This window comes from Blautia sp. AF17-9LB (assembly GCF_003479185.1).
GTDB classification, from domain to species: domain Bacteria; phylum Bacillota; class Clostridia; order Lachnospirales; family Lachnospiraceae; genus Fusicatenibacter; species Fusicatenibacter saccharivorans.
The window spans coordinates 1-20,881 of record NZ_QUGU01000006.1; the positions used below are offsets into that span (position 1 = coordinate 1).

General features: G+C 45.4%; 14 protein-coding genes and 1 pseudogene. 2 read left to right on the forward strand and 13 right to left on the reverse strand.

From position 1 onward, the window contains the following. Positions 1 to 44: 44 nt before the first annotated feature. Both DWX00_RS07710 and DWX00_RS07715 read right to left on the reverse strand, forming a co-directional pair. Positions 45 to 383 (reverse strand): hypothetical protein, encoded by a 339-nt coding sequence (locus tag DWX00_RS07710; RefSeq protein WP_243037985.1) that lies wholly within the window; start codon positions 381 to 383, stop codon positions 45 to 47. Continuing rightward, the gene (locus DWX00_RS07715; RefSeq protein ID WP_014080778.1) at positions 371 to 1,045 is read right to left on the reverse strand and encodes a response regulator transcription factor; all 675 of its coding nucleotides are present in this window, start codon (positions 1,043 to 1,045) and stop codon (positions 371 to 373) included. Before DWX00_RS07715 ends, DWX00_RS07710 begins: the two co-directional genes overlap by 13 nt. Positions 1,046 to 1,265: 220 nt before the next feature. On the opposite strand from DWX00_RS07715, the pseudogene DWX00_RS20550 reads away from it, so the two are divergent. Both DWX00_RS20550 and DWX00_RS07725 read left to right on the forward strand, forming a co-directional pair. Next, positions 1,266 to 2,183 (forward strand): annotated as a pseudogene (locus tag DWX00_RS20550) (ParM/StbA family protein). A gap of 3 nt (positions 2,184 to 2,186) precedes the next feature. Next, positions 2,187 to 2,504: a hypothetical protein gene (locus DWX00_RS07725; protein ID WP_010782300.1), complete on the forward strand. Its 318-nt coding sequence runs from the start codon at positions 2,187 to 2,189 to the stop codon at positions 2,502 to 2,504. A 2-nt stretch (positions 2,505 to 2,506) separates the two neighbouring features. On the opposite strand, the gene DWX00_RS19610 is transcribed toward DWX00_RS07725, so the two are convergent. The 11 genes from DWX00_RS19610 to DWX00_RS07780 all read right to left on the reverse strand — a co-directional run bounded on the left by DWX00_RS19610 (position 2,507) and on the right by DWX00_RS07780 (position 20,845). Next, the gene (locus DWX00_RS19610) at positions 2,507 to 2,821 is read right to left on the reverse strand and encodes a hypothetical protein (RefSeq protein WP_010782299.1); all 315 of its coding nucleotides are present in this window, start codon (positions 2,819 to 2,821) and stop codon (positions 2,507 to 2,509) included. 82 nt (positions 2,822 to 2,903) lie between these two features. Beyond that, positions 2,904 to 3,734: an alpha/beta hydrolase gene (locus DWX00_RS07730; RefSeq protein ID WP_147326096.1), complete on the reverse strand. Its 831-nt coding sequence runs from the start codon at positions 3,732 to 3,734 to the stop codon at positions 2,904 to 2,906. Positions 3,735 to 4,622: 888 nt separating this feature from the next. Then, positions 4,623 to 5,717, reverse strand: a complete 1,095-nt coding sequence (locus DWX00_RS07740) for an alpha/beta hydrolase (RefSeq protein WP_055267539.1) — start codon at positions 5,715 to 5,717, stop codon at positions 4,623 to 4,625. After that, the gene (locus DWX00_RS07745; protein ID WP_081633645.1) at positions 5,714 to 6,124 is read right to left on the reverse strand and encodes a family 78 glycoside hydrolase catalytic domain; all 411 of its coding nucleotides are present in this window, start codon (positions 6,122 to 6,124) and stop codon (positions 5,714 to 5,716) included. The genes DWX00_RS07740 and DWX00_RS07745 overlap by 4 nt, the downstream gene beginning before the upstream one ends. Before the next feature lie 212 nt (positions 6,125 to 6,336). Continuing rightward, entirely contained in the window at positions 6,337 to 7,689 is a 1,353-nt protein-coding gene (locus DWX00_RS07750) for an MFS transporter (RefSeq protein WP_055267537.1), read from the reverse strand. Between the two features lie 14 nt (positions 7,690 to 7,703). After that, positions 7,704 to 10,514 carry an alpha-L-rhamnosidase gene (locus tag DWX00_RS07755; RefSeq protein ID WP_118595058.1) on the reverse strand — a complete coding sequence of 937 codons (2,811 nt, stop codon included), beginning with the start codon at positions 10,512 to 10,514 and terminating at the stop codon, positions 7,704 to 7,706. A gap of 213 nt (positions 10,515 to 10,727) precedes the next feature. Next, entirely contained in the window at positions 10,728 to 12,983 is a 2,256-nt protein-coding gene (locus DWX00_RS07760; protein ID WP_117509309.1) for a beta-glucosidase, read from the reverse strand. A gap of 23 nt (positions 12,984 to 13,006) precedes the next feature. Continuing rightward, positions 13,007 to 14,431 (reverse strand): MFS transporter, encoded by a 1,425-nt coding sequence (locus DWX00_RS07765; protein ID WP_147398242.1) that lies wholly within the window; start codon positions 14,429 to 14,431, stop codon positions 13,007 to 13,009. A gap of 55 nt (positions 14,432 to 14,486) precedes the next feature. Beyond that, a complete protein-coding gene (locus tag DWX00_RS07770; RefSeq protein WP_227093632.1) occupies positions 14,487 to 15,299 on the reverse strand; it encodes an SGNH/GDSL hydrolase family protein in 813 nt (270 codons plus the stop codon). Positions 15,300 to 15,404: 105 nt separating this feature from the next. Next, positions 15,405 to 18,035 carry a family 78 glycoside hydrolase catalytic domain gene (locus tag DWX00_RS07775; protein ID WP_117813817.1) on the reverse strand — a complete coding sequence of 877 codons (2,631 nt, stop codon included), beginning with the start codon at positions 18,033 to 18,035 and terminating at the stop codon, positions 15,405 to 15,407. Positions 18,036 to 18,049: 14 nt separating this feature from the next. Continuing rightward, positions 18,050 to 20,845: an alpha-L-rhamnosidase gene (locus tag DWX00_RS07780; RefSeq protein ID WP_118594967.1), complete on the reverse strand. Its 2,796-nt coding sequence runs from the start codon at positions 20,843 to 20,845 to the stop codon at positions 18,050 to 18,052. Positions 20,846 to 20,881: the final 36 nt, after the last annotated feature.

Here is a 20,881-nt window from a genome sequence, read left to right on the forward strand (position 1 = left end):
ACAGAGGGTGTCTTTCTTTTGTGCAATATTTTGGATTTGCTCATTTATAGTTTATAAAAAAAGAATACCGCAACAACACTCCCAACAATCGAAAAAATCAGTACCGAATATGTTTCCATAAAGTCACACATTTCCGAAAGATGATGGTCCAAACGATTCATCTGTGATTGATTAGGTCTTGATATCTCAATCTTGTATTTCTTTCCATATTGCTGAAACACGTCCGTATAATCTGCATAATCAATATATTTTTCCCATATTTTATTCTGCATATTTCTTGCAAAATGAACTGTAAATCCAGATAACAGAAATGCTGCCGTTAAGCTGATCACAAAATAAAGCAGAATTGTTTTTTTCAGTGACAAGTTTCTTATTTTTTCCATCGGTATCCAATCCCCCATACAGTTTCTATGTATTCTTTTTCTGAATAATCCGCTATTTTTTTCCTTATACGCCGTACTAATTCCGTTATCGTTCTACTGTCCCCTTCCGCATCATATCCACAGACTTGTGCATATATACGTTCTTTATCAAACACCTGCCCTGGATGCATGGATAAGAATTCAATAATCTGATATTCAATTTTTGTGAACTCCATCCTGTGTCCAGCTATAGCTACTATTTTTTCAGAATAATCAATCAGCATTTCATCCATGAAACGGTATTCCGTTTTTTGTTGATGCCTTTCTTCTCTCTTTATGTTTGTAACAATCCTCGCTTCCAACTCCCGAAGACTAAATGGTTTCGTAATATAATCATCCCCACCTGAAAGCAACCCATTAATTTTATCATCTTCGTCAACTCTTGCTGTTAGAAATAAAATTGGACATAACACTTTACTGCGTATCAGACGACATACTTCAATCCCATCCATGCGTGGCATATTGATATCCAACAAAATAATATCCGGTTTCATTTTTATTTTATTTAATGCTTCCATTCCATCTGTAGCCGTAATGGTTTCATATTGTTTCATATTAAAATAACTACAAAGCATTTTCACCAATTCTTTATCATCATCGACAACTAAAATCTTGTATTTCATCCAAACCACCTCCAGTATCCATATTATACGATAAAAAACAATGAAATCACAACAAGAGTACATGAAGAACGTAAGCACAATATATCTTTTTTCTCAATTCCTGCTCAATTTCCCCTCAATGCCTTTTTCCTCCGATCTTCGTATGCTTATCTCACAGCAGAGCAGTACCACACCGGTACGACCTGCTGAATCAATCAATACGAAAACGGAGGTATTTTTTATGCGAGAACTCAGAAACACAAAAATCATTGCTGTAGATCATGGCTACGGCAATATGAAAACAGCAAACATCGTCACACCAACCGGCATCAAAGCCTATGAAACCGAACCAATCTTCACCGGGAATATTCTGGAATATAACGGCATTTACTACCGGATTGGCGAAGGACACAAAGAATTTATCCCGGATAAAGCTATGGACGAAGAATATTATCTTCTGACGCTAATGGCTATTGCAAGGGAACTGAATGTCTTTTCCATCCGTGAAGCAGATGTTCATCTGGCTGCCGGACTCCCTCTGACATGGATCTGAACTCAAAGAGAAGCTTTTCGTTCCTATCTGCTCCAGAATCCAGAAGTCCGTTACCTTTTTAACAGCAAAGAGTATCATCTCCACTTTGTGGGATGCAGCCTTTACCCACAGGGGTATCCGGCTATCGTAAACCAACTTGGAGATTTCAAGGGAACCAATCTCCTTGCAGATATCGGAAACGGAACCATGAACATTCTGTATATCAACAATAAGAAAGCGCAGGAGAGCCGATGCTGGACAGAAAAACTTGGTGTAAACCAATGCATGATTGCTGCAAAGAACGCTGTTCTGGACAAATTCGGAGTGAAAATTGAAGAATCCACAGTAGAACAGATTCTGCGGTTTGGAACAGCTGACATTTCAGCACCATATCTGGATTGTATCAGTTCTATTGCCAGACAGTATGTGGCAGAACTTTTTTCCACGCTCCGCAAATATGAATACAATCCTGACCTGATGCGCCTGTATGTGGTTGGCGGCGGTGGATGCCTGTTCCGTAACTTCGGAACGTATGACAAATCACGAGTCACCATCATTGATGACATCTGCGCCACCGCTAAAGGTTACGAATCTCTTGCTTATATGAGCCTGAAAAGGAGGGGATAAACCATGCAGAACAATATCCGCAACACAAACCTGCGTTTTAATCTGGACAAAGAACAGCAGCGGAGAGCCTGGGAATATTTACAGACAATGGACAGGCAGGATTTTAAATCTTACAGTCAGGTAATCTCTCTTGCACTGGTAGATTATTTTGACCGCTACTACCGCACACGGGCTGATCCTTATCTGGAAACAAGAGAACGGGAAGAACTTTTTGTGAAACAGATTGTAGATGCAGTGGAAAACAGTCTGAAACAGGCATTGCCACTTTTTCTTTCCGGACTGACTGCAGGCATGGCGCAAAGGGAGCCCCAAATCAGGTAATGTCATGATGCCAAGGTCAAAAGGTCTAAATCCACATGAGCTTGCTCATAAGTGGATGAAAGGCCTTGGGACCCGCCCCAATATGAGCCTAAAAGTGGGATGACAATCCCACGATATGCGAGAGGCTCGTCCGATAACATAACGGAGAGGATCCCCAACCGCTCAATTCCCACCGTATTCCAGAAATCCGCCCCGCTGTCCGCCTTTTTCCGCTCAAAGGACACAACGCCCACCGGCCGGAGCATCCTGTGCTTCAGCACAGGCTTTAATTTTTCAGCCTTGCCCAAAAAAGAATCATTGTTTTTTACCTGTCCCATACTGTCATTTCTCCTGTTCTCCCACGCTTTCGGACATGCCGCACCGCGGCACAAACAACAGTTGAAATCCGTGAAGAGCAAATCAACATTTCCGATGCTCCTCCCAGAATGCGACTGCATCCCGCAGCCAGCCCTCTGCCGCAGTATCTATCCCCAGGCCAAAGCCATGACCCAGCTTATCATACATGACGATATCGACATTTTCCTGCCCCAGCGCTTTCCTGATGTCCGGGATGATCTTCTCCACGGCCGCAAAACCGGTAGGGTCATCCCGCCCGACCCTGGAAAATATAGCAAGCCCCTTGTCCTCCTCGTGAACCTTAAGCTCCCAGTGCAGGCCATAGATGGGGAAGATGGCGGCGGGCCTTGGCAGATTATGTTTATGGCAGCAGTCCTTATAATCAGAAAATGCGTAGGCTGTCGTCATCAGGCCTCCAGCGGAGAACCCGAACATACCAAAGCCGTCCATCGTATAGCCGTACTCTGCCTGATGCCCTATCAGATACCTTACCGCCGGCAGCACATCCTTGGATGCCTCCCCGCCCTTGGCCTGCGGTTCGGTTTCATGCAGCTCCACATTCACACGGTAGACCAGCACAAACGCACTGTATCCCCTCCTGTGCAGCTCCATGGCTGCCGGGATGCTCTCCAAATAAGAGGCTACGCCGTCAAACCCGCCGCCCGCAATCAGCACAGCCACGGGCTTCCCTGGCTCCCCCTGGAACAGGATCCCCTGTACCTTTCCCTTGTCGGGATCACGCCTTACCTCATCCTCCGCATAAAGCCCGCTGATGAAATGCACCTTTTTCAGCCCTTTCTGCTCCACGACATAGTTGAAACCATCCACGATGCTCTGCGCCTGTGCGGGCTGCCCGATAAGATTGCACAAACCATGGACGCTCATGCCTGACATGGCATATATTTCCTTTGGCGACCCGGTCTTCATAAAAAGCTCCGGCCTGCCCTCCCATACGGGATGCTGCAGGAAGAACGCAATCTTGTCATTGATCGTAGCCCTGCGGAACCCTCCCGCGACATTGTAAAACTCCGATTCCTTTACCTTCGGCATATGCTTGACGCCTAAGATTGCCGGCCAGAACAGCCCTTTGTACTTACCCATGTTTTTTTCCTCCTTATCTATTTCAGAACGGTCTCGGAAACTCCATAAAACCCGAATCTCCGCTCTTTTTGTACTTGTTACTTTTTTCGTTTTCTCCCATTTTCAGAGAGGGATTTTAAATTTTTTCAGCAAATTTCCAAAAAACTATTGTCATTTCTCGTGAATTGTGCGCCATTCACTACACGTTGATATTCCACTCCTTTTGCGGTTTACCAGTGCCAAAAGACATGATTCTGTCAGTTTTCTGGTAGCTTTCCATGAATTTGAAAAACACATGCCCGACCTGCACATATCAAATATGTGCCTTGATTCTGCCATGGATAACTATCCAACATATAAGCGGACTCTTTCCCCAATAGCGTTTGTTTCAGCTCTCATTCAAGATGGCTGCTTACCATGTCTTTTTTTACTGCAGCTCTTCTAAACATCATCTCCTCCGCTCGCAAACCACTGTATTACTGATTTGCTGGAATACTCTCTGAATTATATCAATTATTTATTGAGTTTCCGAGACTACTCTGCGAATAATTGGGAGGATTGTGGGAGTGCAAAGCACGGAACAATCCGTAGGCATCATAGTTGGGGGCTTTTGACCCCAACATCTTTAAAAAAGGTCAGATGTTTTATAATTTTATAAAACACTTGACCTCTCAAAATTCACTCTTCCTGTTCTTGAAAAAATTATTTCCGATGTGCCTCCCAGAATTCCACTGCCTCTTCAAACCAATGAGGTACTATGGTATTGGAACCAATACCAAATCCATGTCCGAGATTATCGTAAATCCGTACAGACACATTGTCCTCACCCAACACGGATTTCAATTGCGGAAGTCTCTTCTCTACATTTCCGAATCCGTATTCATCCTCGCGCCCTGCGATGGAAAATACCGCCAGTCCCTTATCCTGCTCAAGCGCTTTCACATTCCAGTCCAGACCATACATCGGGAAAATCACTTTCGGTCTCGGCAGTTTTACTTTGTGACAGCAGTCCTCGTAATTTGCGAAGGAATATGCCGTAGTCATCATGCCGCCTGCCGAGAAACCGAATATCGCATAGTCATCCATATCCACAGACAGTTCCTGCTCATGCTCCTTCAGATAACGGATTACCTGCACCAGCTCCCTGACCGCTGCCTGCCCCTGTTTTTCATGTTCCGTTTCTCCCAGCTGTTTGCCAATCGGGTAACTGATTACCAATACGGAGTACCCCAACTTGTGTAATTTCATTGCCACGGGATATCCCTCGCAGTCCGTCACATTACTGATAAATCCACCTCCGGGAACGACCACCGCCAACGGTTTTCCTTGCTTTCCTTTGTAAAACATTCCGGTCAAATGAGACTGATATGGATTCTGTTCTATCATTTCTTTCGAGTTAATATCGGAAATCAACTGCGCCTCTCCACTTTCCACAAGCCGGGTCAGGTAATTAAAAGCCTCCAGTGCATTTTCCATCTGATCACTTCTGCCCTGCGCTTTTAGAAAATCTGCATATTTTGCCGGGGCAATCGCTTTTAACACGTTATCCTCAACATTAAAAAACATATGCTTATAGCCGCCAAACACCGGATGCTGCATAAAAAATGCCATTTTATCATCTTTTTCCGCTTTCCGGAATGTTCCGTCTGCCTGATAATAATCTTTCTTTTTTATATTCGGAAAACCGCCGATGCCAAACAGTGCCGGCAGAAACATCGCATTTTTCTTATAAACATACCCCACAAAGCCGACTGCTAAAATGAGCAGCACGAGCATTATCATTGCCAGAATTTTCATATGTTCTTTTCCTCCTTATCTCTTGCCCAAAATTGTCCTGCGTGCGCCACTGCCGTAAAATCTTCCGGCTTTACCGGAGCATCACATATCACTCTCACATAGCGGAAACCATGATATGTAAAATGCGGTCTGTACTCTGCGGGTTTCCCGTTAGATATATATACATCCGTCTGTGTATGACCTGTCATGTCAGCACCAGCTATATTATTAAAATAATTCCCCTGAGAATCCTTGGTCTCAAAGTGATCTAGTATCAACTTTGTTCCTGCGGGCAAATCCACCTTTACCCGCAGTACACCTGCCAGATTCTGACCGAAATCGATAATGGTCTCTCCCTTTGGGCTTACCTCCATACCGACCGCCTCCACTTCTTTCACCGGCCGCACAGGTTCACCATACTGTACCATCGGCAACTTTCAACTTATCGTCAGAGAGAACTGTCTCAAATGTGCCGTCTTCATACTCAATTCTCGTTTCAAACAACACTGCGCACTCCACTCCCTTTTCATAAAACCTGTTTCAAAGGAGGATGTGGCGGTGGCGGTATCACCGGTGTTATCCGTCGCTGTGGTTGTTTACTTTTAATCTTGACAGTTCCATCGCATTCTCCTTCAATATGTTACTTATTGCTGCGCGCTGCGATTGCCGTGTGCATTTCCTCTACTGCTTTTTTATCCAACGTATACTGTGTACCAAAAAGAATCGCCCCTGCGGCAGTCAGGATAGTCGGAAGTATCAGTACGCAGAGGATAATTCCTGTATTGATACTCTCCGGCTGGGCAACCGAGCCGGTAACAAAACCTGTAGCTGCCAATACATACCCCGGAATCGCTCCTCCGAGTCCCTGCGCCACTTTTGTAATAAAAGATGTAAGCGATGCGATCGCCGCTTCTGCACGTTTTCCGGTTTTATACTGCACGTAAGTAGTATTATCTGCCTGTATACTGGTTGTCAGCGGTGCTATACATCCGCCTGCCACACCTCCTGCCACTGTACTAATATAGATCAAAAGCATAGATCTCACATCAATCAAACGCAGTGCGGAAAACAGGATGGATACGACGATTGCCATTACAAAAATCTGTTTCTTTCCAAACCGGTTTGCCAGAATTGGTCCAAGGAAAATTCCCACCAGAGCAGTTATCATTGAAACAAGTGACACCCCTGACATAAGCGTCATATCACCCAATATATATGTGTAAAAATAAGCGCCGGCTCCTCCTGCTATATTACTGCCCACCCCGACTACCAGTGCCACTAAAAACAGTGCCCAGACAGGTTTATACCGCAAAAACTGTAACAATTCCCTGAATGTATAACTTTCTTCTTTTTTTCCTTCAAAAGCTACTCTTTCCTTTACACAAAGAGCCCCTGCAATAGATAAAACCAACACCATGGCCATGGAACCGAAAATTAACACGTAATAGTTCTGTAACGTTCCTTCCGCCACAAGAATCGGTGCTGCCACAGCCAGTACCGCGCTACCTATCATTGTTCCCAACGCGTTGAAAAGTGACAAACTGTTTCTCTCCTTGTCATCCGCGCTCATGACCGGGAGCAAACTGTTCTTGGAGATATCCATAATATCAAACGTCCAGCCCAGCAGCAGATACGTCACATACACAATCACATATTTTCCGACCGGAATCCAGACTGCGCCAAACCACAGTAAAATATAATTTATAACACAGATGATTGTTCCCAGAATAATCATAGGGCGAAATTTTCCCATTTTTGTTACCGGAAATTTGTCCAGAAAATATCCCATAATCGGGTCGCTGATTCCATCCACCACCTTGGATATTAAAAACAGGGTCGCCAGTGCTGCCGGTTCCAGACCAACCACATTCGTATAGTAAATCATAAAGAATCCTGACAATAATCCCATCAGTGGAATATTTCCCGCACATACCATAAATAAGCCCATTTTTTCCACGATACTAACCTTTTGTTTTTTACTCTTCTCACTCATTTGTTCTCTCCTCGTTAATATTGTGATAATGCTGTATTCAACATCTCTGTCTGCCCTTCATCCATCGGTCCGGAAAACATCTCCGCCACCTGTCGAAACGACAGTCCATAGACCGCATCCGGTATCATATCCACCTCGGTCATCGTCGACAAAAATGCCCGTATCTGCGGATGGTTCAGCAAATCTTCCAGCTTTGACTCCACGCTGTATATTTTCTTTAACTTCTCAGTTGCCTCATATACGACTTCATAGTTTCCTGCAGTGATATAACAAATACCGTTCACCACTGTTGCGAATAGTGGATTTGTCTTATCTTCAAACAGAATCTCCGGAGCATGCGGCAATCGCACCTCGCCTTCTCCGCCAAACGGAATCGTAATTTTGATTCTAATCCTGTTATCCTCCATAATTTCCCAGCTGCATGCATACTGTCCGACGGCCGAATCATACACTGCCTCTGCCCTTCTCAAATCATAATGGACATTCGGACAAATTGCAATCCTTCTTCCTCCCGGAGATTCTTCCAAAAGATGGATTCCTCCCACATGGCGGAACATCCATTCCAGAATCGCCCCGTAAGAATAATGGTTGAGACTGTTCATTCCGGTACTGGATATCTTACCGTCTTCATCCAGTGAATTCCATCGTTCCCAGACTGTGGTGGCTCCCAGTTTCACTTCGTGCAGCCACCCCGGATACTCCTCGTTCAAAAGCAGGCGGTAGGCGGTATCCGTCATTCCGTTATCGGTCAACACATTGCACAAAAGAGAGGTTCCCACAAATCCGGTATTCAATTTGTTTCTGCTCTCGCGGAAAAGTTTCTTTAACATCTCTCTGGTCAGCTCTTCGTCCTCTGACAAATGATATTTCAGAGCCAGCAGAAGACCCGTCTGTGTCTTTTCCGCGCATCTTCCGGTCGGGGTAAAATATTCTTCTTTTACCACACGCCATTGTTTTTCGGCGATTTCCCGATATTGTTTTTCCTCTTCCTTTCGCCCGAGAACCGCCGCTGCCTTCGCTGTAAGCTCCGCGCTTGCCGCATAATAAATATCCGCAATATAGCCTTCATCGGTCGCTCCGTATACATTTCCCGCCGCGGCTCCCACCCGGTCAAGCGCCAGCCAGTCTCCGTAATGGAAGGAATGTCTCCATCCGTGGTGCTCTCCGTCCACCTTACGGATATAGTCCACCCAAGCCTTCATACTGTCAAACTGCTGTTCCAATATGGCAGCATCCCCGCTGAACAGATAGACATTCCACGGAACGATACAGGCCGCATCGCCCCATGCACAGGAACATTTCGACGGACCGAAGGTCGGCACCACCTCCGGAACCATCCCTCCGGCAATCAGCTGTTCCTTATACAAATCGTACAGATATTTTCTGTAAAATGCATAGGTATCCGCCAGATAACATGCCGTACCCGAAAACACCTGTGTGTCGCCTGTCCATCCCATGCGCTCATCTCTCTGCGAACAGTCTGTCGGCACATCTAAGAAATTATCCTTCATGCCCCATTCCACATTGGAAATCAACTGATTTACCAGTTCATTTCCTGTCTGTATACTACCGGTACCTTCGTAATCACTGTAGAGTGCCATTCCCGTAAAATCTTCACAGGAGACATTGGTTACCCCGCTGATTTTTACATACCGGTATCCGTAAAATGTAAAATGCGGAACAATGTCTTTTTCTTCCCCGTCAGAGATATACACATATTCCGACAAAGCGGTTCTTAAGTTTTCGTTATAAAAACATCCGTCCTGCAGGATTTCGCCTGTCTGGATTCTGATTTCTTTTCCTTTCGGCTCATGGACATGAAGTTTGAAAATCCCGGTAATCTCCTGCCCTAAGTCAAACACCCATTCATCCTTCGGGGTGTGAATCAGTTCCTTCGGTGTAAACTGTTCATGCACAGTCACCGGAAGGGACAGCCGCTCCGTCAGTCGCCCCTGCGGCGCCTCCGCAAGCTGCGCGCTGACAGGTTCGACAGGTTCCAAGGTATCATCCCGTTTCTCCCCGTCATATATATTGGAAAAAAACAGATTGCTCCTTGTCACTTCCCATGTGTCATCCGTGCCGATTATCTCTTGTGTGCCATCCTCATATTCCAGATGCACCTCTACCAGCAGTTTCCACTCGTCGCCGTAAAATCCTTTCTGTTCTGTCTGATTGAGCCCGAACCTCCCTTTGTACCACCCATTCCCCAAAAGAACGGACAACACACCTTCGCGCTGCATCTGCGCGGTCACATCATACGTCTGATACTGTAACCACTGATTGTAGTTATTGCAGTACGGGGTCAGATATTCTTCCCCAATTTTCGCGGATTTTAAAATATCTGTTTCGGTTTTCTCTCCATCCGTAAAATATGCCTCATAAAGCCCCAGTCCGCAGAGATAGAGACGGGCTTTTTTTACCTTTCCACGGGGAATGATTCGCTTTGAGAAAATGGGATGGCGTTCCATCCTGCTGTCGCAGGTAATCCATTTTCCCACCCACGGCTCGTCCCTCTTTGCCGTCTCAAAGAACTGTACGTCGGACTCCAGCACTTCGTCTGCGTCCGTAGTAACGATTACCTTCCAGTAATATCTGGTACAAGGCTCCAGATTCATCTCCGCTTTTACAGCCAGACTGTCGAGCTTTGCCTCCCCGGTGTCCCAAAGAACATCCGCGAAGGTTTCATCCTTTGCCACAAGGATTCTGGCACATCTCTGGTTCTTTCCCCTGCATTCTCTGACCTTCCACGAAAAAACCACCGGATTCAGTAAAAATCCCACCGGATTCGTGATATGATTTGTTTTTGCTGCGTAAATCTGATTCATATTGCCGTTTTCTAAGCTCCTTCCTTTTTTCATTGTGTACACTGTAATTCGAGTATAATGGATTTGCCTCATAAAATCATTTACGGAATTTCATCATTTTACCTACCAAGCTTAAGATTTCAGCTCTTTGTTTACCTGTAAATCAATTCTTTCAACACAATCTCTTCTGCCATATTACGAATACCATTTACCGCTACCTCATCCTCAATTATCCTATTGTGCAAGTAAACAATTCAGCTGCCCGATCAGCTGTTCCACCTGCTCTCCCGGCATCTGCCCCAGCAGAGATTTCAGCGGCATTTCCCGGATAACTTGCTCTCCCAGCTTCTTGTATTCGTCACTCATCCCTTCTGCTGATGCGGCCGCTGCTGCCAAAGGCGCCAGCAGTTCCGTAATAACGGGAGCGGTTTTCGTATGATCCAATAATTCTCCGAACGTTGTTGTGAAATCTACGCGAAGGGGCAATTTTTTCTTTATTTCAAACACAACATCAGCATGTAAGCGGATGTCATCAGAAGCATGGCCGATCAGGATCCGATATGTTCCGGATGGCGCATACCAGTCCCCAAGACGTTCTTCATAATAGGATAGATTCCTCGCCGAAATTTCCATCGACACCGTTTTCTCCTCTCCCGGCAGGAGATGAACTTTGGCAAATCCTTTCAATTCCTTGACCGGTCTCTCCGATATGCCGCACAGGTCAGCCACGTACAACTGTACGACTTCTTTTCCTTCTGTCTTTCCTGAATTTTTCACCTTGAGAGAGACTGTCAGTATATCCTCATCCGTCATTTGAGCCGATGACAAAGTCAGGTCCCCATAAGTAAATTCCGTGTAAGACAGCCCATGTCCGAATGCATACCGCACCGGAACCTTCTTTGTATCATAATAACGGTATCCGACAAAGATATCCTCGCCATATAACACCCGCTTTCCATTTCCCGGAAAATGAAGGAAGCTCGGATTATCTTCCAGCCGGTACGGGAATGTCTCTGCCAGCCTGCCGGACGGATTTGCTTCCCCGAATAACAGCCGGTCGCAGGCTTCGCCAACGCCCTGACCTCCTAGATACATTTCAAGGATCGCGCTTACCCGGTCTGCCCATGGCAGTTCTACCGGACTTCCATTGTGGAGTACCACTACAACATTAGGCTGTACTTTCAACACTTCTTCGATCAGCCGGTCCTGGCATTTTGGCAGCTTCATGGATGTTCTGTCATACCCTTCCGACTCAAATATCTCAGGCAGCCCGGCAAAGATTACCGCGACGTCTGCTTCTGCAGCAGTCCGAAGCGCTTTTTCCAGCTCTTGTTCCGTCATCGAGTCATTTTCGTTAGAAAATCCTTTTGCATAAGTCACGCTACGCCCTTTTTCTCCGGCAGCATCCAATGCCGAAACAACCCTGAACGGATTGATATGGCTGGAGCCGCCGCCCTGATACCGCGGCTTTTCGGCAAATTCCCCTATATAGGCAACCTTTCTGTCTGTATTCAGCGGAAGTATACCGTTATTTTCCAGCAGGACCGCACATTCCGTCTCAATATCAGCTGCTTTTTTATGATCTGTTTCCTTATCAGATATATCTTCCGGACGATGCTGCTCTTCACCGGCAAACACAACATTCAATACCCGCTCCACCGCTTCATCCAGCACAGCTTCGTCCAGTCTTCCCTCCTGTACTGCTTTCACAATCTGTCTGTCATTGTATCCTCCGGAATAAGGCATCTCCAGATCCAGTCCGGCCTGCAGTCCTTTCACACGGTTATTTACAGCGCCCCAGTCACTGACGACGCAGCCTTTGTATCCCCATTCTTTTCTCAGGATATCTGTCAGAAGATATCTGTTTTCCGAAGCATATTCTCCATTTATTTTGTTGTAGCTACACATGACGGTTCTTGGAGCTGATTCTTTCACCGCTTCCTCAAACGCAGGCAGGTAGATTTCCCTGAGCGCACGTTCTGACACTTCGGAAGATATCGTCATACGGAGTGTTTCCTGGTTATTCAGTGCGAAGTGCTTAATGCTTGTCCCCACGCCCTGACTCTGTACTCCGCGGATATATGCCGATGCCATCCTACCTGCCAGATATGGATCCTCCGACAGATACTCAAAGTTCCGCCCACATAACGGGCTCCTTTTAATATTCACCGCCGGGCCAAGCAGTATGCTTACATTCTCGGCCTGACACTCCGCTCCCAGCGTCTCTCCCATCCGTTCCATCAGGTCAACATCAAAGCTGGAGGCTGTTGCACAGGCTGCCGGGAAACAAACGGCCTTCACACTTTCATTCAATCCCAGATGATCCGTTTCCCCTTCCTGCTTTCTCAGTCCGTGAGGGCCGTCCACCATCATAACTGACGGAATGTTCAGTCGTTTGATTTCTTTCGTATGCCAGTTATCAGCGCCCGAGCAGAGACTTGCCTTCTCTTCCAGCGTCATTTTTGAAATCAGTTCCTTTATTCTGTCCATCGCAAAAGTCCTCCTTTCTTTTCTTAATACTGATTGATCATCTGTGCCTCTGCTTCTTCACGGCTGATCTCACCATTATTGCATTTTGCCATCAGCTGGACATCATGGTCATTAAGCTTGTAAAGACGAAGTATAAGCAGAGTGCAAATACCCCCGATAATGCTGCCAAGACAGCTGAATGTCCATAATTTATCGGCAAATCCTGCCGCCTGAACAACGCCTTCTCCCTCTCGGAAGCCGATTATAGTTAACGCAAACACACTGACTGCTGTTGCGATCGCTCCACTTAATTTTGTAAAAAATGTCTGCGCCGCAAACGTTACACCACGCATTTTTAATCCTGTCTTGTACTGTCCATACTCGTAGCAGTCCGGCGTAAACTGATACTGCAGTATAACTGCTATTCCCAGCGGAATTCCTCCTAAGGCATTTAAAATCACATACACCATCATATTCTCATACCCGGCTATGAATCTTACAATTCCCAGAAGTAACGCGAAAATATATGAAATATAGAAGACTTTAAATTTATCATATTTTTTGCATAATTCTACTGCCATAACCGCACCGATTAAGGTCGGAATAATTACCGCCATCGAAACATATGAGGCAGCTTCTTCACCGCCAAGGCAGTACCGGGCAACGTATAAGCCCCAATTTGCACCAACATTAAGCAGGCTGCTGATGAGCGGAGCCGCAAAGAAAAGCAATAAATATTTGTTCTTCCGCAGACATTCTACCATATCTCGCAATGTATAACTTTCTTCTGCCCCGTCATTCTGGACTCTTTCTTTTTCAATTACTCTCTCCCTTGCGAACAGACAAATCGGAATCATCATAACACATGACAAAAGAGATAACACAATTACTGTTGTTGACCAGCCGCCTAACCGCTGCCGTACCAACGGCAGGGCAATTCCTGTAACAATACCTGCAAAAATAGCAAACAATCTTCCTATGCTGTTTAGTGAAACACGTTCCTTCTGGTCTATTGTCATCGTGGTAACAATACCAAAAATCGGTACATCGCAAAGGGTATAGGCTGTATCCCATAACATATAAGCAAGTGTTGCCCATATGATTTTAGCCGTCATGGAAATCCCGGTAGGTATTATAAAAAGAAGAATAGTTGCCACCGGAATCGCTATGACAGATATTCGAAGCCACGGCAGGAATTTCCCTTTCTTAAAATTCACCTTATCCATGATCATACCGAAGATCGGATCGTTGATGGCATCCCACACTTTCGTGATAAGCGCCACGATCGCAACCAATGCTGCCGTTATGCCGATATCTGTAAAATATGTAGTCATATATCCTACCAGTCCATAGAATACATTCTGTCCCATAAAATACAAACCATAACTGATTTTTTCTCTTTTTGTAACTGAATTTTCCATTTCGTTATCCGTCCTTTCATTGTTTGATTCAATTATAAATAATTCCAAAGGGCAAATCACCAACGATATATAAGCAGTTTACCGACGAAACTTAATATAATAATCATCTTTCTAAAAACTGATATAAGTATTCTTCCATCTTAGGCGTCCACCATTCCAGATATCCTGCCTGCGTCGGATGAACCGGATCTGCCATATAAACTTCATATTCTTTTTCAGAAACGTCATTCATCTCCTCGTCATTCCAAAGGTCGATCACGCCTATTCCATATTTATCCTGAAGCTCAAACAATACATCTACCATCTGCTGATACTGTTTACTGTCATATTTTGTTCCGGTATAAAAGATCACGGGACAATTCCATGTCTGCTTTGCATATACAATGATATATTCCATTGCTCCTGTTATCGTCTGTGTATCAAAATCCTCCAGATTTTCTGAACTGCTGATTTCTCCCATCGGCATTTCCTTCGACGCGTCATTCGTGGAAAGCTGACAGACAAATGCATCGAATTTCTCATCTGTACCGATATTATTTTTCATCCTTTGGATATAAGACGTCTTTCCGTTATCCACTAAAGTAGTACCGCTTACAGCTTCTTTTACATACTCACAGCCATTTCTGTAAGAGATATAATCTGCGAAAGAAACATCCATTGAGTACAGACCTAAGGTTACAGATGATCCAAGGTAGCAGATACGCTTCCCTTCAAGAGGGCTGTTTTCTAACGGTTCTATATTTTCCAGACTGTATTTTTCTGCGTTTCCCGGCATTTTTTTCAGTTTGTTCTTCCAGACAAAATCAAACGGTCCTCCACCGCCTGCTGCTCCTACTAAATATGTCAGGCCGATTCCCACAGCCAGAATCAGAATTAAAACGATACTTAAGATAATCTTCAATATTTTCTTTTTCATAATCCCTAACTCCTTATTATTTTCAACTTTCATATTAAGAGAACTAACCGTCTGTATTTACCGGTCAGTTCTCGCAAATACTGTCATTTTGTTTTCTTTGATTCTTTATTCAAACTGATACATTCCGCTTCCTACCTTGTATAATCTGCCATCCGGCATCTTTACAACGGCAGTCGTGTTGCAGGGGATTTTTACTTTCAGCTTAAATTTCCCTTCGTCCATACTCCACCTGACTGCGATTTCCCCGTACTCACTTATATAAGTACGTTTTACACTGGTAAACGCATTGTCCGGCTCCGGTGCGATTACAATCTCCTTAAATCCGGGAGCAGCCATATCAATGCCGCTTATCTTCCGGAACATCCAGTCGTCCACGCATCCAAAGGCATAGTGGTTCAGGCTTGTCATAACCGGAGACCCGTCCTCCTTGTAAGAAATGTAATTTTCCCAGATTGTTGTCGCTCCCTGCTTCACCTCATAAAGCCATGACGGGCACTTTGTCTGGAGCAGGATTTTATATGCCTTGTCCATCCTGCCGATCTTACAGAGCGCATCCAGCAGATACGGCGTCGTCAGGAACCCTGTATCCAGACAATCCCCGTTTTCTTCTATCTTGCGGATCAAATGTCCGGCGATACTTTTTTTCTTCCTTTCAGGAGCAAGATCAAATGCGATTGCCAGCACATAACTGCCCATAAAATCAAGAGGCATCTTCCCATCATCATCGATCAGTCCTTTTTGAATGGCAGATTTCATTCTGGACGCAATGTCATCATAGTATAATTCGTCTGATGTATGCCCGAGGAGTGCTGCCGTATCTGCCATGATCCGGCAGGAATTCCATCCAAAAATTGGCGCGCAGTATGTAGAAGTATTGATAAGTTTTGCAGCGCTTTGGTCTGCTCCGTCTACTGTCTGGCTCGGTATGAGCCACTCCCCGTACTGATGTCCTGTATTCCACAGATACTGGTCAATTTCTTTTGGATGTTTCATCTTGCCTCTACGCTTCTTTGCAGTGTTGATGATATAGTCGCACCACTTTTTCATTGTGTCATACTGCTCTCTCAGTATCCTGATATTTCCTGTAAGCTGATACATGCTCCACGGTACGATACAGGCGGCATCTCCCCATCCTGCTTCTCCCACCGGTTCAAAATTGCGGTATACGATCCGATTCAGTTTCTCCAGTAATTCATAGATTCCGGTAAGGGGGATCACATTGGGGATTGCCCCATTTTTCTGCTGACTGAAGGTCATATTACGCAGCCATCTTGTCAGAAATGGGGTTACATTTTCGTTGAGCATGGCTGTTCTTGCATAAATCTGGATATCTCCGGTCCATCCGCCTTTTTCTCTCTGCGGGCAGTCCGTGGGGATTGAAAACAGATTCGACCGCTGAGACCATCTTGTATTTTCGTAAAGCCGGTTTATATCTTCGTTGGACGTCTCAAATGTTCCCAGATCCTCATTGTCAGAAGACAGGACAATCGCTGTGAAATCCTCCGGGCTCACCGGCTGATCGCATGTCACTCTCACATAGCGGAATCCATGATATGTAAAATGCGGTATGTATTCTGTGAATTTCCCGTTTGAGATATAAATATCACTTTGCTTGTGCCCTGTTTTCTCTGACATGAAAATATTGTTGAAATAGTTTCCATATTGATCAAGAGTTTCAAAATGATCTAATACCATTTTTGTTCCGGCCGGCAGTTTGCTTTTTACCCGCAGAACACCTGCCAAGTTCTGTCCAAAGTCAATGATCGTCTCGCCTTTCGGGCTAACTGTCATTCCTACTGCCGGCACTTCTTTTACCGGGCGCACCGGTTCCCCGTACTGAGCCACCAGGTTCACGTAAATTTTTCCGCATGGAATACCGGTTTTCCAGCTGCTGTCATCGAATCCGCAGCAGTTCCAGTTTTCCTGTTCCATCCGTGCGTCATAGAGTTCACCTGCAAACAGATCTGATGAACGAATCGGACTTTCTGAAACTTTCACCGTATCATCTGACAGCACCATTTCACTCGTTCCGTCTTCATAATCAATCTTTATCTGAAATAACACAGAATGTTCGGCTTTAAACTTCCTGCTTCTCGGTTTAAAGTTCGCGCTGTCATACCAGCCGTCCCCCACCAGCATTCCTATGACATTTCCTCCCTCTCTCAAAAACGGGGTCACATCATAAGTCTGGTAGCACAGATATTTAGAATAGACGGTAAATTCCGGCGCAAACTCTCTGTCATCCGGACGCATTCCGTTCATGCTGAGCTGATATGCTCCGTGACAGGTGGCATAAACGCGCGCTCGTTTTATGCCGTCTCGTGCATCAAATTCTTTGCGAAAATATTCTGCCGGGTTCTGCCCGCCGGTTCCGGGTTTTACCTTTTTCATAGGAAACGGAGATTTCACCCACTCGGCCGTCCATTCTTTCTTCATAAATCCTGTCTCAAAGGATGAGGATGCCGCCGCCTTTTCTCCGTTATTAACTGTCACTTCCACTGTCCAGTTGTAGTCACTGAGACTTTGTAATGGTTTCCCGGAGTACTCCACAAAAATACTTTTATCACTTTCTACCATTCCAGAATCCCACATTACTTCGTCCATATTTTTCACTGTGATATGATAGGATGTCTGCATCACATTCTTTTCATCACTAGTGATTACCCATGAAAAATAAGGTGCTTCGTCCACGCATGGTCTATATTGACTGTTTACTTTAAGCCTTATAAGCTCCATAGCAACCCTCCTGATTAGAATTTTGCCAGTGCCGCATCCAGCATCTGCGCCTCATCTTTTTTTATCTCTCCTGCGAATGTTTTCGCGACATCTCTAAGCGAAAGCCCATATGCAATATCGGGGATCATATCCACTTCCATCATTTGAGAAAGAAACGCGCGGATATCCGGATGGTTCAGCAGTTCTTCCATTGTCGAGTCTATGCTGTATTTCTTCTTTAAAGGCTGTGACGCCTCATAAGCGACTTCATATTCTCCGGCTCTCACACGGCAGATTCCATTTTCCACCTCTTCAAATAATGGATTTTCTTTATCTTCATATACAGATTCCGACGCATATGGAAGAACCACTTCTGCACTTCCGCCGAACGGAACCGTAACAGTGACCGTGATTTTATTATCCTCTGATATCTCCCAGCCGCACTGATAGCATCCGCTTGCCGAATCATAAACAGCTTTTACATATTTCAGTCCATTATTCACTTTCGGGCTGATCCGCATCACCCTGCCTCCCGGGTTCTGTTCCGTCACATCAATCCCGGCCGCATGACGGAAGATCCACTCCAATACAGCGCCGTAAGAATAATGATTTAGACTGTTCATCCCCGTGCTGGAGACATGTCCGCTCTCATCCAGTGAATTCCAACGCTCCCACACCGTTGTTGCTCCCAGCTTCACTTCATGGAGCCAGCCCGGGTATTCCTTATTCAGAAGCAGCCGGTATGCCGCGTCTGTCATTCCATGATCAGTCAGGACATTGCACAGAAGCGGGGTTCCTACAAACCCGGTATTTAATTTATTTTTATTATCCCTGAGAAGCTTTTGCAGCATCTGCTTTGTCAGTTCTTCATTTTCAGACAGATGATATTTCAGTGCAAGAATAAGCCCTGTCTGCGTCTTCACCGCACATCTGCCTGTAGCAGTAAAATATTCTTCTTTCACGACCTGCCACTGACGGTCTGCGATTTTCTGATACTCCTGTCTCGTTTCTTCCAGTCCAAGCACCTCTGCTGCTTTTGCAACAATCTGTGCACTTGCCGCGTAGTAGATGTCTGCAATGTATGCTTCATCAGTCGCTCCATACACGCTGTTCGCAGCGGCACCTGTACGGTCAAGAGCAAGCCAGTCACCATAATGGAAAACCTGTCTCCATCCATGATGGTCTCCATCAATTCTCCGGATATAATCGACCCACGCTTTCATGCTCTCAATTTGGTTTTCGAGTATTGTTTTGTCCCCGCTGAACAAATATACGTTCCAGGGGATGATACATGCGGCGTCTCCCCATGCGCAGGAACATTTTGTCGGTCCGAATGTGGGGACAATCTCCGGAACCATTCCGCCCGCCAGAAGCTGTTCCTGATACAGGTCGTATAAATATTTTCGGTAAAACGCATAGGTATCAGCCAGATAGCTTGCAGTCGCGGAAAATACCTGTGTATCTCCTGTCCAGCCCATCCTCTCATCTCTTTGGGGACAGTCTGTAGGCACATCCAGAAAGTTCCCTTTCATTCCCCATTCGATATTGGAGATTAATTTGTTCACAAGATCATTCCCTGTCTCGATTGCCCCGATGCTCTCATAATCACTGTAAAGAACAAGCGCCGTAAAATCCTCACACGAAAGGTCCCTAACCCCGGTCACTTTCACATATCGATAACCATAGTATGTAAAATGAGGCGTAATCACCTTTTCTGTACCATCAGAAACATAAATGTACTCCGAAAGTGCAGTTCTTAAATTCTCGTTGTAGAAACATCCGTCCTGAAGCACCTCGCCCGTCTGAATCCTGATAGTTGTCCCCGCCGGCTCATGCACCCGCAGCCGGAAGATCCCCGTGATCTCCTGCCCCAGATCAAATACCTCTTCTCCGGCAGGAGTATGGATCAGCTCTGCCGGCTTCATCTCCTCCTGTACCTTAACTGGAAGAGATAACCGTTCCATAAGCCGGCCTTTCGGAACCTTTGCGATCCGCGCAGGAGACTCCTCTACCGGCGGCAGCGTATCATCTCTTCTCTCACCGTCATAGATATTGGAAAACCACAAATTGCTTCTTGTAACTGACCAGGTTTCATCAGAACTGATCACATCTTTCGTTCCGTCTTTGTACTCTATGTGAATCTCCGCAATCAGCTTCCACTCGTCACCGTAATATGCTTCCCGCTCCGGATCATTGAAACCGAACCTGCCTTTATACCAACCGTTTCCGAGAAGAACAGACAGCACACCTCCTCGTTCTGCCTGTTCTGTGATGTCATACGTCTGATACTGGATCCACCGGTCATAATTATTGCAGTACGGAGTCAGATACTCTTCACCGATTTTCTTAGGATTTTCTTTATTTTCCCCAAGAAAATATGCCTCATACAATCCCAGGCCGCAAATGTACAGTCTTGCGCTTTTCACTTCTTTTGCCGGACGAATCCTCTTTGAGAAAATCGGATGCCGTTCCTGACTGCTGTCACAGGTAATCCACCTGCCCGTCCACGGTTCATCCATTTTGGCGGTCTCAAAGAACTGCGTGTCTGATTCGATCACTTCCTCTGCATCTGTTGTCACAATAACTTTCCAGTAATATCTTGTATACGGCTGCGGTTCAAATTCCACTCTTGCAGAGAGACTGTCCAGCTCTGCCTCCCCCGTGTCGTGACAGATATCTGTAAAGGTTTTGTTCTTGCTGATCACAATCCTTGCATGTTTCTGTTCCTGTCCTCTGCCGCCTTTCACTTTCCATGAAAATACCAACGGTTTCAGATAAAACCCTAAAGGGTTTGTGATATGATTTGTTTTTGCCGCATAAATCTTGCCCATAATTCTTCCTCATTTTCATGCTGATACTTTTTCATC

Excerpts from the sequence above, each read along its gene's own strand:
- DWX00_RS07710 (WP_243037985.1), bottom strand. The coding sequence starts at position 383 with ATGGAAAAAATAAGAAACTTGTCACTGAAAAAAACAATTCTGCTTTAT.
- DWX00_RS07715 (WP_014080778.1), bottom strand. The coding sequence starts at position 1,045 with ATGAAATACAAGATTTTAGTTGTCGATGATGATAAAGAATTGGTGAAA.
- DWX00_RS07725 (WP_010782300.1), top strand. The coding sequence starts at position 2,187 with ATGCAGAACAATATCCGCAACACAAACCTGCGTTTTAATCTGGACAAA.
- DWX00_RS19610 (WP_010782299.1), bottom strand. The coding sequence starts at position 2,821 with ATGGGACAGGTAAAAAACAATGATTCTTTTTTGGGCAAGGCTGAAAAA.
- DWX00_RS07730 (WP_147326096.1), bottom strand. The coding sequence starts at position 3,734 with ATGTCAGGCATGAGCGTCCATGGTTTGTGCAATCTTATCGGGCAGCCC.
- DWX00_RS07740 (WP_055267539.1), bottom strand. The coding sequence starts at position 5,717 with ATGAAAATTCTGGCAATGATAATGCTCGTGCTGCTCATTTTAGCAGTC.
- DWX00_RS07745 (WP_081633645.1), bottom strand. The coding sequence starts at position 6,124 with ATGGTACAGTATGGTGAACCTGTGCGGCCGGTGAAAGAAGTGGAGGCG.
- DWX00_RS07750 (WP_055267537.1), bottom strand. The coding sequence starts at position 7,689 with ATGAGTGAGAAGAGTAAAAAACAAAAGGTTAGTATCGTGGAAAAAATG.
- DWX00_RS07755 (WP_118595058.1), bottom strand. The coding sequence starts at position 10,514 with ATGAATCAGATTTACGCAGCAAAAACAAATCATATCACGAATCCGGTG.
- DWX00_RS07760 (WP_117509309.1), bottom strand. The coding sequence starts at position 12,983 with ATGGACAGAATAAAGGAACTGATTTCAAAAATGACGCTGGAAGAGAAG.
- DWX00_RS07770 (WP_227093632.1), bottom strand. The coding sequence starts at position 15,299 with ATGAAAAAGAAAATATTGAAGATTATCTTAAGTATCGTTTTAATTCTG.
- DWX00_RS07775 (WP_117813817.1), bottom strand. The coding sequence starts at position 18,035 with ATGGAGCTTATAAGGCTTAAAGTAAACAGTCAATATAGACCATGCGTG.
- DWX00_RS07780 (WP_118594967.1), bottom strand. The coding sequence starts at position 20,845 with ATGGGCAAGATTTATGCGGCAAAAACAAATCATATCACAAACCCTTTA.